The sequence below is a fragment of the Haladaptatus pallidirubidus genome (assembly GCF_020700235.1).
In the GTDB taxonomy this organism is placed as follows: Archaea; Halobacteriota; Halobacteria; order Halobacteriales; family Haladaptataceae; genus Haladaptatus; species Haladaptatus pallidirubidus.
Map to the genome: position 1 here is coordinate 2,103,544 of NZ_CP085301.1, position 15,236 is coordinate 2,118,779.

The 15,236-nt window shown below is 52.8% G+C and carries 14 protein-coding genes; 4 read left to right on the plus strand and 10 right to left on the minus strand.

The genetic code is table 11. The features are described 5' to 3' along the window. Positions 1 to 74: 74 nt before the first annotated feature. The 3 genes from LIX15_RS11445 to LIX15_RS11455 all read right to left on the minus strand — a co-directional run bounded on the left by LIX15_RS11445 (position 75) and on the right by LIX15_RS11455 (position 3,766). Complete coding sequence (locus LIX15_RS11445) at positions 75 to 416, minus strand: hypothetical protein (protein WP_227773323.1); 342 nt, start codon at positions 414 to 416, stop codon at positions 75 to 77. After that, a complete protein-coding gene (locus LIX15_RS11450) occupies positions 335 to 1,150 on the minus strand; it encodes a Vms1/Ankzf1 family peptidyl-tRNA hydrolase (RefSeq protein ID WP_227773324.1) in 816 nt (271 codons plus the stop codon). The genes LIX15_RS11445 and LIX15_RS11450 overlap by 82 nt, the downstream gene beginning before the upstream one ends. A gap of 786 nt (positions 1,151 to 1,936) precedes the next feature. Next, on the minus strand, positions 1,937 to 3,766 hold the full coding sequence (locus LIX15_RS11455; protein ID WP_227773325.1) for a hypothetical protein: 1,830 nt from the start codon (positions 3,764 to 3,766) through the stop codon (positions 1,937 to 1,939). Between the two features lie 647 nt (positions 3,767 to 4,413). Between LIX15_RS11455 and LIX15_RS11460 the strand changes: the two genes are divergently transcribed. Next, positions 4,414 to 6,315, plus strand: coding sequence for an asparagine synthase-related protein (locus LIX15_RS11460; protein WP_497007435.1), 1,902 nt, complete (start codon positions 4,414 to 4,416; stop codon positions 6,313 to 6,315). 7 nt (positions 6,316 to 6,322) lie between these two features. Here LIX15_RS11460 and LIX15_RS11465 read toward each other — a convergent pair whose 3' ends face one another. After that, the gene (locus LIX15_RS11465; RefSeq protein WP_227773327.1) at positions 6,323 to 7,549 is read right to left on the minus strand and encodes a carboxylate--amine ligase; all 1,227 of its coding nucleotides are present in this window, start codon (positions 7,547 to 7,549) and stop codon (positions 6,323 to 6,325) included. 245 nt (positions 7,550 to 7,794) lie between these two features. Here LIX15_RS11465 and LIX15_RS11470 point away from each other — a divergent pair, with 245 nt between their 5' ends. Beyond that, positions 7,795 to 8,007, plus strand: a complete 213-nt coding sequence (locus tag LIX15_RS11470; RefSeq protein ID WP_227773328.1) for a hypothetical protein — start codon at positions 7,795 to 7,797, stop codon at positions 8,005 to 8,007. Between the two features lie 44 nt (positions 8,008 to 8,051). Here the strand turns inward: LIX15_RS11470 and LIX15_RS11475 are convergent, their stop codons facing one another. Beyond that, positions 8,052 to 10,316 carry an outer membrane protein assembly factor BamB family protein gene (locus LIX15_RS11475; RefSeq protein WP_227773329.1) on the minus strand — a complete coding sequence of 755 codons (2,265 nt, stop codon included), beginning with the start codon at positions 10,314 to 10,316 and terminating at the stop codon, positions 8,052 to 8,054. Positions 10,317 to 10,660: 344 nt separating this feature from the next. On the opposite strand from LIX15_RS11475, the gene LIX15_RS11480 reads away from it, so the two are divergent. Next, positions 10,661 to 10,870, plus strand: coding sequence for a hypothetical protein (locus tag LIX15_RS11480; RefSeq protein WP_227773330.1), 210 nt, complete (start codon positions 10,661 to 10,663; stop codon positions 10,868 to 10,870). 164 nt (positions 10,871 to 11,034) lie between these two features. Here the strand turns inward: LIX15_RS11480 and LIX15_RS11485 are convergent, their stop codons facing one another. From LIX15_RS11485 to LIX15_RS11505, 5 genes are all read right to left on the minus strand, one after another. Beyond that, positions 11,035 to 11,463 (minus strand): ester cyclase, encoded by a 429-nt coding sequence (locus LIX15_RS11485; protein WP_227773331.1) that lies wholly within the window; start codon positions 11,461 to 11,463, stop codon positions 11,035 to 11,037. Positions 11,464 to 11,785: 322 nt separating this feature from the next. After that, positions 11,786 to 12,040 carry a nuclear transport factor 2 family protein gene (locus LIX15_RS11490; RefSeq protein WP_227773332.1) on the minus strand — a complete coding sequence of 85 codons (255 nt, stop codon included), beginning with the start codon at positions 12,038 to 12,040 and terminating at the stop codon, positions 11,786 to 11,788. Then, a complete protein-coding gene (locus LIX15_RS11495; protein WP_227773333.1) occupies positions 12,037 to 12,303 on the minus strand; it encodes an ester cyclase in 267 nt (88 codons plus the stop codon). Before LIX15_RS11495 ends, LIX15_RS11490 begins: the two co-directional genes overlap by 4 nt. Before the next feature lie 37 nt (positions 12,304 to 12,340). Further along, positions 12,341 to 13,429: a class I SAM-dependent methyltransferase gene (locus LIX15_RS11500; protein WP_227773334.1), complete on the minus strand. Its 1,089-nt coding sequence runs from the start codon at positions 13,427 to 13,429 to the stop codon at positions 12,341 to 12,343. 292 nt (positions 13,430 to 13,721) lie between these two features. Then, positions 13,722 to 14,510, minus strand: a complete 789-nt coding sequence (locus LIX15_RS11505) for a helix-turn-helix transcriptional regulator (RefSeq protein WP_227773335.1) — start codon at positions 14,508 to 14,510, stop codon at positions 13,722 to 13,724. Positions 14,511 to 14,886: 376 nt separating this feature from the next. Between LIX15_RS11505 and LIX15_RS11510 the strand changes: the two genes are divergently transcribed. After that, positions 14,887 to 15,054: a DUF1931 domain-containing protein gene (locus tag LIX15_RS11510; protein ID WP_227773336.1), complete on the plus strand. Its 168-nt coding sequence runs from the start codon at positions 14,887 to 14,889 to the stop codon at positions 15,052 to 15,054. The last annotated feature ends 182 nt before the right edge of the window (positions 15,055 to 15,236 follow it).

Genomic DNA, 15,236 nt, shown 5'->3' on the forward strand with positions numbered 1-15,236 from the left:
TCGACTGCTGTGCATTTCCGTCAGTGTCAGTGACTCCCCGAGTGACATCGTACAAGTAGAAACTGAAAGCGGTCTTACTTCACTGGAAACCGAAGTAGCGCTCCAACACCACTGAAGGCATTCACGAACTGCGATCCACGTTCGGTATCACTGGCGATCACATAATCGTCACCACCTTGCTGTTCCACAGATGTTTCAAGATCTTTCCGCTGATTTCGTGGCACTGTCGATGCAATGAGGACTGTATCGACCGCTCCGAACCTGATCGCTTGCTCTACCTCCTCAATACTATACGCAACCAGATCGCCATCTCGAAGCCGCGAGTAGAACTCATCTAGCCGCTTGCGTCCTTCTCGCTGTTCGGCATCGAGAAGTTGCTCATCCGCTTTCTCGACAAGCTGATGGAGGCCTTGCACGGTCGCATACTCAACCGAGTACGTTCCGAGCAGACGGGTGCGCAACCGATGATTAAGGTAGCCGTCGGAGACGAACCGCTTCGCAGTCGCAAGTGTTCCCCAACGACAAGCCCAGTGACCGTTCCCTCGTCACCAGTGAACGCGTCGGTAGCGATATCACCGACCTGTTGGAAGAACTCGTGGACTTGTCGTTCGCGATCGCGCTCGAACCGCTGGGCAGATTGTCCACCTGCCCTGGATTTACCCATCACTTGGCTTTCGAACGTCCGAATCGGGATAATGCGCTCTCCAACGAGTCGTCCAATGGCAGCACCACCACGCTCGATGACGATGAGTCCAAAGGTCTCATTCGGCGTAACTGCTTCATTCAGTGGAGAGAGATCGAAGTGATCGTCACATCGGTACGTCGACTCGGCAACTGGAGTAGGCAGGTCGTCGAAGGTAGTCGAGATTAACTCACCTCCAACGACACCCGCATAGACCACGAGTCCATTCTCCGGTGTCCTTTCGTATCGACGAAGAATCCGCTGGACGCGCTTGAGCGCTTGCTGAACGTGGTCTCGTGTCTGATCGGATTTGATATTCTCGGCACTGGCGTATTCCTGGGCAATTCGCTCTCGGATCGAACCCAGCGACTTGCTGTTGGGTACGGTAACGGTGACGAGTTCAGTACCGTCCCCGGTGAGCGATTCGAGCTGCTCGATCTGTTCGCGAAGATCGTATGTTTGTGACATTGTATACTGGTGGCTTGTGAGTAGTTGATTGGCAATTCCGTGAGGTCGATCCAACGACCCTTGCCACCAGCTATGAAAACAGAGAGATGCCGCTCATTGACTGCATAGTCGTACTGATGCACGAATGTGAGCGGTACATATCAGAACACAGGGTCTGCTCAGCTAAAAGAATTCTGGAGAGTTACGCTTCTGTATCGACTGGCACCCGCTCGAACCCCATTGTTCGAAGATCATTGTCGAAGGCGAACATATGCTCTATCTCGTGCTCTCGAGCAAGCATTGCACTCGTCTGATCAACAAAGGAAATCTGCTGGTCGTCAAAACGCTCGAACTCCTCACACGCTGCGTCAAATGTTTGCTCACCGCAGGATATTGAACGTCTGTGATCGACGAACCGTCGAAAGCGCCTCCACAGCTGCTGTGTGCCCAATCTGGCACAGCATTAGCGTCGCAAAGTCTGAAAGCACATATCGACTGGTGGACACCGGCCCATACTCCCTGGCTTTCATCGACAAGCCACCAGACGACTCGTCCGGCAGTCTGGCGACTTTTCACACGTCCTTGGTCTTCAAACTGTCCAAGCTTCCGCCGCGGTCTCTCGTGAACACTCAAGGGCATCGGCAACATCACCAGAGGTGGTGGCTTCCCATGTTGGGAGTGCGTGCGCACGAGTTGGAAGGAACTGCCAAACTGACCACCGCTTCAGTTCTTTTTCCATGGCGCCAAGACAGTCTCGGCTATGACCGACCGGCAAACAATACCGAGAAGAGTAGTTGCTGGCAAGTGTTAGATTTCTAATGTTGAATCAATTCGTTCTGGGAATTCGTATTCGTTAGCTTGCTCTATAGCCTCATACATCCACAACGATCCGTGAGAAGTTTCCGCCTTGTCGTAGATTTTAGTCTCGTCCATTGTGATCAGTTTGTACTTCGTCCCACCATCGTATGGGACGGGAATAACAGATGGATGCGGAGCCTCATCGTTTGTATTTACATCGAGATTGAAGCCAGCTCGGTTTGTTGAAACTGTGGGGTAGTCACAACTCACCATTTGGCCAGCCATTTTCGGATCAGCATATAAGACCTGATACTCTCCATTGACTCGAACGATTCGGCCTCCTTCAATTTGATTCGCCGAATCTTGATATGTATCTAATACTTTCCATCCGCTAGTAAGTGATTGGTCGGTTGTCTCGGCAATCGACACCTCATCAATCCCACCAGAGTTATAAATGGCTCGCCATTTCCCAACACTCTCGTCATAGATGCCGTTAAAATCATGATACCCTCCATTCCCTAAATCACTGCTCCGCGGCAAGTTCGAATCAACTGCTTCCAAGTAATGTGTACCATGAAGAATGTTCTCTACTGTGTGCGTTACCCAAATTCGTTGGAAATCGTCATCTTGTTTTGGATCATTCGGGCCGTTCCCAAACCCACTCCACATAATTGTGAACCTATCTTGCTCGTCGTCGTAGATAACGTGTGAAGCGACATAATTTGAGATGTAGTCAGTCTTTGCTTCGGTGAAGAGAACAGATTTCATATCAATCTCGAATGTCTCTAGATCGATAGTCGCTATCGACTGAAATCCTCGATGATCAACGGATGCTGGCGTAAGCGCACAGTAGAGTTTATCATCCTTAATGAGTGGTGCGCCATCCTTGTAGGTGACTGGGATTGGACCACGGACACCGAGCTGATACGAATAGAATAACTCGAAGTCACTAAGTATTACACTTTCACCCTTTCCACATTCCGTATGAATATATGGGTTGAATGTTTCCCAGACTTGTTTATCGAAAAAATCACACACCGGATTGGTTCCCCCGGCCTTTCCAATATCGGCATCTCCGTAATACTTCCACCCTTTAGAGTCATCGTCTTCACGGGCCAAACAGGAGACACGATCACCCTGGAAGATCACGTACAAGTCGAATGGCGCCGTTGGTAGGGCGTATTCTGTGTCGAATGTTACTGTATTCGTGTGGGTTGTCCCGCTACTATCAGTTAACTTCTCGAATAACTGCAAGCTGTTAGCAGCGACGTCACTTCCGACCCACAGATAATTATCGTCATCCTTAATTAGTCCGATTCCAGCGTTCGATGCTTCATTAGACATTCCACTCTTCCCACTGTACTTCTCGACACGAAGCATCCCACCAAAGAACGGTGCAATTGGATGACATCGAGGCTCAAAACCAATTGCTTCAAAGTTCCCTGACTTATTCGATACGGTCATCGTACCAGCACTGATCCTTTGGTCGATGTCATTCCCAGTAAGCAGGTGTTTTCCGATCATATTGCCGGTGCCCTCGGCTGCACTCCGAAATGGTTGAGCGTCCATTTCCCACCTGTATAACGGAAGTGCTGGCGTTTCGATCAGTCCAAACTCGTCAGGGAGTACATTACGCCATGTTCGGTCAACCTTCCAAGTCATCTCCTCAAGAGGTGTTCCATTCGTAACCCCTGTCGATCGCTCATCGTCGGTTGCCTTTTGTGTAGAAGAAGCAGTTGTAAGTCCTACTAGTGCACCGGTCGTAGCTGCTGCGCTAGCTGCCTTGAGATACGAGCGTCGGTTTAGTTGTGACTCATCGTCCGCGGTTTCGCGTGCCATGCCGAATTTCAATGATCACCGTCAATTTAAGTAGATTTTGATTCCAGGTTATGGTTCCTACGGAGGATTGTCAATGAAAGATCACACAGCTATTCCGCCGAAATTATCAATATTCATCGGTATTCTTCTGTAGGTATTGAGAGATTGTTTCATTGGTTGTCCTGCTTTCCTCAATTGGTCTGATTTCACAAAGCACGCTGCGTACTACTATTCATTGTTTTCGCTATTCCTCTGAAAGCCACCAGATAACCACTCATGGACTGAGCTTCCCACGTTCCAACTCACCGCGTTCATGAAGCTCCTCAAGCCGCTGATGCATTGATCGCCGCTCCATCCCGACCGCATCCGCCACCTACCGAGCGGCTACAGTCGGAAACTTCGACTCCCGATTTATCCCGGGAAATTTCTGCGGATGAATGATGGTCTTAGACGATGTCTGATTATCGTGAGCATCCAATTTCTAGCGATTAATTCTGATCGTATTGCTCAATCATTCAGTACCGCGTCTAAAAAATGTCCAAATGTTATTAGTAACAATAAGATTATGTAAAGTGCCTCCGATAGCATTCTGACTTCATGCTACCACCAGTAGACGGCTCTTATACACGACTATGTGGGAAAGATAAAATTGAGGGAGGGTCGTTTGTATGGTTGGGTTGATTGGAATTCTTGGTGACTATTCCGATTCTACTTCAAAAATCGAGAACTCATTACACGGATCGGAGGAACCTACCACCTATACCTATAGAACCACGTCCGCTACTGTCCATATGTCGTTTCACTCACGGGAAAATAATAGTCAACCAGTATGGTGCCGCGATGGCGAAGTCCAAATGTGGCTCCTGGGTGAAGTGTACGGTTTCCAGGACGAATCCAGGTATACTCTCCGTCCCTCTTCAATGGCAAGCGTTGAGTTTTGCGCGTCGCTATACGAACGGCTCGGCTGGGAATTCCTTACTGGTCTCAACGGTAATTTCGTTGGTATCGTCTACGATCACGTTAGTGAGACCGCCTCAATTTTCCTCGACCGATTCGGCACTCATCCGGTTTTTTACGCCCGAATCGATGGAATACTTGTGTTTTCGACACAGATCCAACTACTCCCTTCCTTCTCACAGATCAGCCGTCGATTTGAACACGAGTATCTCTTTGAATATCTCACGCTTCGCAGGGTTTTTGGGACCAAAACACCACTCCGTGATATCGAAAAGCTCCCTCCGGCATCTGTCACGACCTACGATCTCTCCACTCACGAAATAACGTCGGAGGTCTACTGGACCCCCCACTATCAACCGGACGACAAACCGTTCGAGTACTTCGTCGAAACGTTCATTGACGTCTTCCAGGACGTTATCGACGAGCGTTTGGATTCGGATCGTGAGCCCGGTCTCATGTTGAGTGGCGGAAGCGACTCACGGTTGATTTTGGCTGCCGCAAACCGTCAACTTACCGCCTTTCATCTCGCTGGGTGGCACAATCGAGAAGCACGGATCGCCGAACGGGTCGCCGAAATCGGCAACACAGACCTTCGAATCCTCCACCGAACGGATACCACGTATCTCGAGACGTTACCGAAGAACGCGTCGCTTTCCAATTTCGATGGCTACTACTTCCAAGGCTATCTCACCCCCTTCGCGGACGAAATCACCGAGTCGGTTGATTCGCTATTCACCGGTCTCTACGCCGATACGCTGTTCAAGAGTTACCCTATTCCAGCCCGTTCACAATCGCTCGGATCGTTGGGAACGCTCACGTTACCGATCGGCGTTGAGATGAACTCACTGGCGGATATCCTCGAGTACTGGATTTCTTCGGCCGGGACAGCACTCGCTTCGCCGCCGGAATACCTCACCACGTCTCACGACCTCCATGAAATCCTATCCGCGAACGTCGTTCGGGACGATGGGAAAATCGACCACCACGGCATACGCTACGATTCGTTGGACGACTTGCTCGTCTGTAGCACGTACTATCCTCTCTCGAACGATTCAGAGTTGATCAATCTACGAAGCCTCCGCCAGCTGTGTCCGTCTCACGTCCCCTTCTTGGATAACCGGCTTGTAGATTTACACCTTCGAATACCCAAGAAATACCGCCTTCGACGCGATCTCATCAATCGGGCCGTCCAGCGGCTTGCTCCCGAACTCGCGGCTATCCCACATCCATCATCGGATGTCCCGATCGCGCGGTCTTATCCAGTGCAGTATCTCGGGCGACAAGTGGCCAGCTTCCGACGCAAACACTTACCGAGACACCAACCACCGAAATATCACCTCAATCAAGATTCGTGGCGGGATCATGCGAGGTTTGTTCGCCACGAAGACTTCGTAATCGATGCCATTCGCAAGCACGAGCCCACGATTCGGGCACTTCCGTTCTTGGATTGGGAGGGGGTAAAAACTGTCTATCGAAAGCATCAGAACGGTGAAAATAGGACTGCGGAACTGTACACGCTTCTCACCCTGTTGGAGATGCCGATCATAAAGCAGGCGACGATGGTGAGTCAAATGCACTCCTTTTCGCCCAGTACAACGGAAGAAAGTGCGTAGCCCGACACTACGTCATTCGTCGTCGGATCCCATGGGAAACTTCCGATCGTGCCAGACGGACTGTTGGGAGTGGATCGTCTACGTGGCAGTAATCGAAGTTCGGCATCTCAAAACACGAAAGCAGAACCTCCTTTATCGCTGCAGAAAGCGGTGGACGACCGACGATTGATGAATCGTCGCGAACGATGCTCGTGAGATATTCCAGCTCGCCGATCATGTAATGCGTTCCGACACCGACCTCGTATCCCGGTTCGATCGAGTCGGAGTTGCCGATCACCTGAAGCCAGTACCAGTACGGGAAATCCGCACCCGAAGCCGCCGCACATGCAAGCGATTGCCACATCCGTGGATTGATTTCGACGAGTTTGAATTCGCCAGTCGCCGCATCTTCGATGTATTCGATACACGCGAGTCCATGCCATTCGAGTTCATCGAGGACCGCCCGACCCACTGCTTCTAGGCTCGGAATCTCGACTGATTCACGGTATACACCCCCACCACCGGTATACGAATCCCCGCGAATCTGTCGATGCTGAAACGTCGCGAGCGGTTCACCGTGGTCGTAGAGCGCGCCGAATACGTACTCGTCCGTCCCATCGATGTACTCCTGGACGATCGGGACGTGGTCCATCGCTTCGCACGTTGTTGCGATATTGAGTGACTCGTTCGATGGAACGTGCTGTACCGACTTGACGATCGACGACTCGGATGGCTCATACGAATCGATGTACTCGTCGACGAGCAGGTTGTATCGCGATTTGACGACCCGATCGACGTCCCACTCGGTGGCTTCGTCCAGTAGACGTGTCTCCGGCACCGGTACCTCTGTGCGTTCTGCAATATCCATCAGCTGCTTTCGATCATGGACTCTCTTCAATGTCTCAAGTGGAGGGACGACTAGGCTAACGTACTGATCGAATTCGTCGTGATACTTCGAGAGAACGTACGTATCCTGCGGACGATGTGGAATAATCGTGTATACGTCCGAACGGGCAGCGATTCCCAGAAGTGCGTCCTTGTACGCCAGTATTTCGTATGAGGGCGGAACTCGTACGACTTCGTCGCAGAATCGGGATGCGGCAACCGGAAGGTGTTTATCTGCGACTGCGACGATCGTTCGTATGTCTGCCCGGGTAAGTGATCGAACGGATGCATACCCATGTGGATACCGTGAAGCGGGTATCACAACCCCATTTGGTTCGTCTCTACCCACCGCTTCGTTAGTCGTTCGCATGCTATTCATCCGGTATAGGTGAAGACGGGCTCTCCAATCTGTCTTTTGCCCCCTGGGACGAATTCTTGAGGGCATCGATGGACGATCAACATCCGCCGCAGATTGTGTTGAACGGGTGTTTGGAGATAGCGAGCACATGAGGCTTCAGACAACCCATCACAGAGGTCGGCACAGAATTATGTAGATCGTTTCGGAGCGGTTCTCAGCTAAAATCGCCAGCCCATTCTTGTCTCCCTCTTCCATTTATGTCACGCCAAACAACGCTGGCTGATGTTGCCCAGCGAACGATAACCGAGTGCGCGGCTGGTTCGACCGAACGCGACAACACACCGACGACTGAGCGCAATCTGCTCGACCGGGCGCAAGCACATGCGGTGGACGTCGCGGCTGAGCATTTCCCCGATCTGCCGGTTGAGGTGATTGAGTGGAAGCTTCATATCGCGCGAAACAGCAGGTAGGAGTGACAAAGTACACTCCAGAATATACGGCCAAATGATAGTACCTAGACGAACGAGTAGACACGCCCTTCGGTGACGACGTAGACGGTATCGTTACGAACTGCGGGTGCCGCCTGTGGGTTTCCGAACAGTTCGAACCGCTGAAGTGTTTCGCCCCCATCTGCGTCGAGAACGTACACGCGGCGGTCGTCGCTGCCAACGTAGACGGTATCGTCCACGATGGTGGGATTAGTCAGCGTCGCATCGCGGTCGTAATTGCCATACTCAACATTCGTGTCGAACGACCACCGTTCGGTTCCATTCGTGTTGTCAAGCGCGAACAGTCGCTCCGTGTCTCCGATGTCGTCTTTGTTGACGACGAACAGCGTGTCGTTGACGCTCGAAAGGAACTCACCGCCAACGTCGGTGGACCACGCTTCCGTTCCATCCGCTGAGTTGAGTGCGGTGAGTCCCTCGTTCGTCACGAACACCGTCTCGTCGTTCGCTGCTACTGCCGAGGTTTCTCCGTCGTACATCCACTTTTCGTTCCCATCGTCGGCCTCGAAGGCATACGCGCCCTCGCTAGACGGGGCATAAACTAAACCGTCCTGCACGGTAACGGCACCGTTCACACGGACCGAATCACTCGGGTCATCCGAATCGATCTCGGTGTTCCACAGAATGTTGCCATTATCTGCGTTGACTGCGAAGACGTATGCGGAACCGTAGAGGGAACTTTGGCTACCGAAGTAGACGACATTATTGACGACGACGGGAACGCCGGTGCCGTCCTCGACCTGCTTCTCCCAACGTTTCGTCCCGCTCGCGGCGTCGAACGCGTAGGCGAAATTAATGCTGCTTCCACCATCTCCGCCGACGGTACAGTAAACCGTTCCATTCGTGACCGTCGCCCAAACGTGACGGAAGATTGTATCATCCGAATCAAACGGCACGCGCCATTGCTCAGTTCCGGAGGTCCGTTCGAACGCGAAAAGCTCAGAATTCGTGGCCACATAGACCGACGTGTCGTCACTGATGATCACTTCGAAGGTCTCTCCATTGTCCAGTTCCGGCATCTGCCGCCAGTTCTCCGCTAGACCGGTAATGGTGTAGAGGAATCCCGCATCGCCCGCGACGTACGCGGTATCGTCGACGAGGGCGCATCCAGTCGGTGCGTTTCCGTCCGTCCGGAGGGGAACCTGCCATTGGAGGGATCCATCACCGGCATTGAACGCCGCGACTTCCTGAACGTCCTCGTCTTTGACTTTACGCGGATAGTAGACAGTTGAACCGGCAACTGATAATTCAGCAACATTGGTGTATCGTAGTTCGTCGGATTCGCTGGATTTCCAGCGGACGTTCCCGTTTTTACCGTCGAACGCCCAGAGGAGTTCGCCTTCACCGACGTAGACGGAGTCATCGGAAAATACCGGACTGGTGAGGTGAATATTTCCATTCAGCTCGTGCTGCCACTGCGAACTCCCGTCGGCGGCGGAGAGGGCCGTCAGGAACGATCTGCTGTCGCCGTGATCACCGCTCTCGTCCTGATAATTGCTCGTGAGGTAGACAGTGCCGTCGACAACCGTCGGTGCCTCAAGTACTGGCTCTGTCGCTCTGGATCCCGTGTGCACTGAGACGTCCCACTGTTTTGTCCCGTCGGTTGTGTCGAAGGCGTAGACGGTGCCGCGGTCGACGAAGTACGCGGTGTCATCAGCAACTGCGGGGATCTCGTCGGCCGTGACCGCCGCTTTGTCACCGTCACCAGAAATTTCAGCGCTCCACTTGACGTCGCCGTTCACGGCCGAGAAAGCGTACGCATAGCCCTGTCCATCGATTCGCATCTTGACGTAGACGGTTCCGTCCACTACGGTGGTTGAGGATGTGCCGAGCTCTGGCGCATCGCACTCGTCTGCAGGTGGGTCGTAAGCCGGGTTCTCGAATGTCCACAACAAAGCGCCGGTTTCGGTATCCAATGCGAACACCTTCCACCAATAGCTAATATACATCTTCCCGTCGGTGACGGTGGGGGCAGCGTCGAACGTACCGAATCGGTCGGTGTACGTGTTTTGCCACAGAACCTCATGTTCCTCAACATCGTAAGCGATGGCTTTGCCGTCGTCAGCCGCGAGGTATGCTACACCATCGACAATTGCCGGAGCCGAGAGTTCCGGCGAGTTGGCGTGTCCTAAATATTCGGTCCATCCTATCCACGGTGTTTCTCTAACCGCACGTGCGTTGGGATTGTGACCGGTATTTCCGGCGTCGAACTGGAACGTCCCCCAGTTCGAGTCGTTCAGTTCGTTCGGGAGATTGCCCGTGATGTCGGTCATTTGAGAATTTTGCTTTGTGACTGCTTTGGAGGTATTGGAAACATTGGCACCTGCGATTCCGACAGAACCAACGGCAAGACCTACTGTCTTCAGGAATAATCTGCGCGAATTGTTGTCCATGTTACGAGTGTTGGATCGAATGTAAACGTGATAAGCTTTGTGAGTGTTCAATATGAATTTACTATATCAGGAAATAATACGGACATAAGTACAGGTCAAGTATTTGTATTAGAAATTCTCTATCCATCTCGATATCTATTCTCATCGAAATCAACAGTAAGAGCACCAAGAATCTCACAGACCACCAGCATGTGGTCATACTCGATGACGTAACCGGGTAACTGATGGCCTGCACGCGTGCGCATCATGTCCACCGCACCGCCTGCTGCAAACACATGGCTGCCGTCAAGAACACGACTGACGACGGCACGCTGACAGCGTTCCCTTCGGAGGAGGGAGACGATGCCGAGCCAGATGACTGTGATTGCGACGGCCTCGGTGACTTCCCGTGCTGGCCATGCGTGAGGATAGAGCGGATGGAACTACCGAATTAGTCCCACTCACTCTGCTTGCTCGCCACTAGATATGATCCGAAGTCACTGAAGAAAGAACATCCTTGTTCTGGGTATGCTGGCGGAATACATAGAATATCTGTACGCAAAATATCGTGATAGTGAAGCTGTGAAAAAATTTGCGGTCCACCTGTCTCGACACCAGATCAGGACATGGGTGACTCTGCGACGCCGAGTTGCTGGAGCATACCTAACGTCTCGGGTTGCACCCATCGCTCCACAATCTTTCCATTCTCGATTCGAGTGAACACCATATTCGGGACCTCGAACGACTCACCAGTTGGTTCGATTCCCATGAATTCACCGTCGTGAGTTCCACGAAGCGTCACGCGCATGGCCACAGTGTCACCCTCGGAAACGGCATCCTTGACGATTGCTTCAAAGTCTGAAAATGCGTCGAGGAATTTGTCCATGTCCTCTTTCGCTGCCTCCCGTCCTTCCGTTCGCTGGCCGAATGGGCCGTGCTCGACGAAGTCCTCGGCAAATAGTTTATCGATCAAATCGACGTTCCGCTCCGTCGCGATGTCTTCTGGTACACGACGCGCAAGTTGTTTGTTCTCCTCGATGTCTGCCATTGTATCCCCCCATAGCGATTCGTTGCTACGACTCCGCTTTTACCCTCGCTTCAATGCAAGGATCGCTAGTCATATGATCGCTTCCAGTAACGATAGCCGTTATGGCACCACCTCGTTGAACAGACGAAATACGCACAGCGGAAACAATTCTCTCTCGGTGTCAACGCCCCCGGATTGATCGACGTCACCACTGGAAGCCACGAAACGCTCGTAGACTACCAGTGCATCGCTTTTATCGACGATGAAACAGCAAAAAAGAAAATGTACTGTGCTTACCTATTACCAATCTCAGATCAGCACGAGTTAGCGTCTTTGGTGCTTGTCACACTGACTTTCGTTTATCTCGAGCAGTTGCATCGACTCGTTCCGAGTGGCGTTGTGCGCGACGTTCACGCGGCCGTCCAAGCAGCATTCGCACGATGTAGCTAGGTTGCGGTGGAAACCGACCGAGTTGCTTGGTCATGCCGAGATCATCGCGCACAGCATCGTGTTCTGTGACGGCACCGTCGGCGATGCGATACCAGTGTGTCTGGTTGATGGCGAACGAACGACCCCTTGACGGAAATACGTTCGTCACGTCTCAGTCGGGCGAATCGTGGACGACAAACGGTCCATGTTGGCGGCCATGCAGGTCACCCGTGCGACGACGTGGTCTCTGTCGACAACGACTTCATGGAATTCGAACCGCATGTCGGTGAATGCCCGGTGTAGCCATCGAATCGTGGCTTTAGGCCCCTCTGGACCGCGCTGACGGGCTTCCATCGGTTCGTCGGCAGACCGGTGATTGAAATAGTCGGGTGTTACATAGGTGTTGACCGCGGCACGGTCGGCCGTTGCCACGATGTCGAACGTGGCTTAGGCGACATGCCAGTCACCTCTACGGTTTCACTTCGAGTACGAGGTTGACCGGCGTCTCAGTCGCTCGTCGAAAGCGCGTGAACCCTCCCTCGGTAGCAACCTCACGCAGTCGAGCCGCTCCTGCCTGCGCACCCAGTGCAGGGTTGCCGCCCTGATCAAGCGAATTCGGTGTACAGATCATCGTCGAGAAGGCATAGAACACCCGTCCTACCGGGTTCAGGTTGTCCTCAACCTGATCGTTGGCGAACGGCTCGACCAGCATCCACGTGCCGTCGTCGGCAAGCGTCTCCCGAACATGTGCTGCGACGCCGACCGGATCGCCCATGTCGTGAAAGCAGTCGAACATCGTTACGAGGTCATACTCTGCTCCATTATACGACTTGGCCGTTGCCGCTTCGAAGCTGACGCGTTCTGCGATACCGGCCTCCTCAGCACGCTCGCGTGCCATGTCGATCGAGTGGTCGTGGTAGTCGATACCGACAAAGGTGGACTCAGGGTACGCTTCGGCCATGAGGATCGTTGTTGCCCCGTAGCCACAGCCCACGTCGGCTACGCGTGCACCGTTTTCGAGCTTCGTTTCCATCCCGTCAAGGGTGGGAATCCACTCGCTTATCAGACTCGCCGCGTACCCAGGTTTGTAGAACCGCTCCGTGGCTGAGAACAGCTCCGGGTGATGTTCGTGCCATCCGACGCCGTCGCCAGTCTGGAATGCCGCTTCAATGTCGTCCTGGACCTCTGCAATGATGGCGTTAGTTCCCTGAAACCCTCCCAGCATAAATGTGGGACTCTCCTCGTTGGCCAGTACGAGTCTCTGTTCGGGAGAGAGGCTGTAACGATCCGTCTCGGGATCATAGGTCACATACCCACCGGCGGCCTGTGACCGTAGCCACTCGCGGACGTAGCGTTCGTGCGTGTCGGTATGCTCGGCCAGTTCGGTCGACGTGAATGGTCCTGCATCAGCCAATGCTGCATAGAGACCGAGCCAGTCGCCGATCTCAGCCAGTGCGGCTTGAAACGCCCCGCCAAGATCATTGATAGCTGTTCCAACGAGTTCGTCTAGCTTCTCTTCGTTTATCTGGTCTTGTCCTGTTCGATTGTCTGTTGTCATAGTCGTCTCTCCTGCGTGAAGGTGGACGAGACACACCAATACGTTGTTATCTGATGCAATTCACCCAGTGCATGCCAGCGTTGCGGCCGGTGCAAGTGATGCACTAGTTGCACGAAATCCATTGCTCGGCGAATCCCTGGTTCGATATGCGTGAGTCAACGAACGTGATCTGAACCCCAAATACGACCAATGCTATGGCCAACCGAGGTTGTCGATAGCTTCACGGCCTGAAGCTTCCGGTCTTTTCTGCTTGTAGGGCGCTAAATCCTTGCCATTTACGGCGATGAGGGTGTCACGCTTCGATCGCTTCCATATTGAGAGAGCGAGCCTCATTGCGATAGGACTCGTAGAGTGGGGTCGCCCACTCACGTACCTTCGAGGCGTCGGTGTCGACAATCGCTCGTAACATACCGGTATCTGGGTCATAGCCGGTGAGGGCTATGCGGTCGTCAAAGATAGTGAGCCCACACGGAAGCGTGTCGTGCAGCAGGATGGTAAGGTTGCCACTCGCGAGGCCTTTCTTGGCTGCCTCAGGTGACCACTCAAGCACAGCTTCGACGATAGGTGGTGGGTAGATGATCTCGGTCTCCATGCCGGCACGAACGTTCTGGAACAACGAACCAGCGTTGGCCGATTTGAGTGTTGCCGTCCCAAAAGCCCGCATCTGCTCCGCATCTTCGATTAACTCATCATAACGATGCACGGGTTTGTAGGGGTCCTCGGAGTCGACGACCGTGACGACTGCCTCAGCAAACGCCTCGATTGTGATACCGAGGCTTTTAGTTGGAAGCCATTGTGCGACATCTCGGAGTTTCCGCTCGGTCTCCATTCGGGTGAGCAAAGTGGTGACCTCCTCCGCGATAAATTGGCCCGCTGATGTCGCCCGGTGTTTATGACCGTCTCGGACAATCCAGCCCTGCGTTTCGAACTCGCGCAGCATCCGTCCGATCGTGGACGACGATGCGCCGGTTACTGCCCATAGATCCGACCGGCTGTGCGGATCGTCAGCTAGTGCGTTGATTACCTCAATGCGGTGCTGCGATCGTACGAGATATTCGATCTCATCGCGTGCAGATTCCATGGTACTAGTTCGCATTTGGCACTATATTGTTTTGGGTTGAACGTTCTCATCGTCTACACTGTCTCGATTAGAATAGGTAAGGTTCATCCCTAGAACAACCTTTTCTATCAAGTATTCTCCTGGAATCCATCAAATAACCACCGTGGACTGAGCTTCCCTCGTTCAACCGCTCCACCCTTATGCACCTCCTCGAGCCCCTGATCCACTGGTCGCCGCTCACTCGCGAGCGCATCTGCAACCCACCGAGCGGTCACAGCCGGAAACTTAGATTATAGTGATATATTAAGAATTTTACTGCCAATGGTACGAATTAATGATCTTTTCTCGGCTATTTTGCCGCTGTCTTTTTGTAGTATTATTCCGTCTGGATGGCTGTATGGCTGATTTGATTGTCAAAGCCGCAGTGAAAGAACAGCTCGAAGGACAAAATGTGGCGAGTGATTTCTATGATGCACTCGATGAGGAAGTTGCAACTGTCCTCGACAACGCTGCCCGACGAGCCGAAGAAAACGATCGCAAGACCGTCCAAGCACGCGATTTGTAGCTGCTCATCGTCCCTCACCCACAGTTTTATTGCATCAGTATGATACGATAGCCCTGTCCCGATTCATGAAAAGAGGACATACTAATACGGTGTCTACAGGCTGAACAGACCGAGTGCCTCGGAGGTCAAGCCCTGAGACGGTTCACTGCAACAATAACAGGATGTTCAACATCATCTCCCTA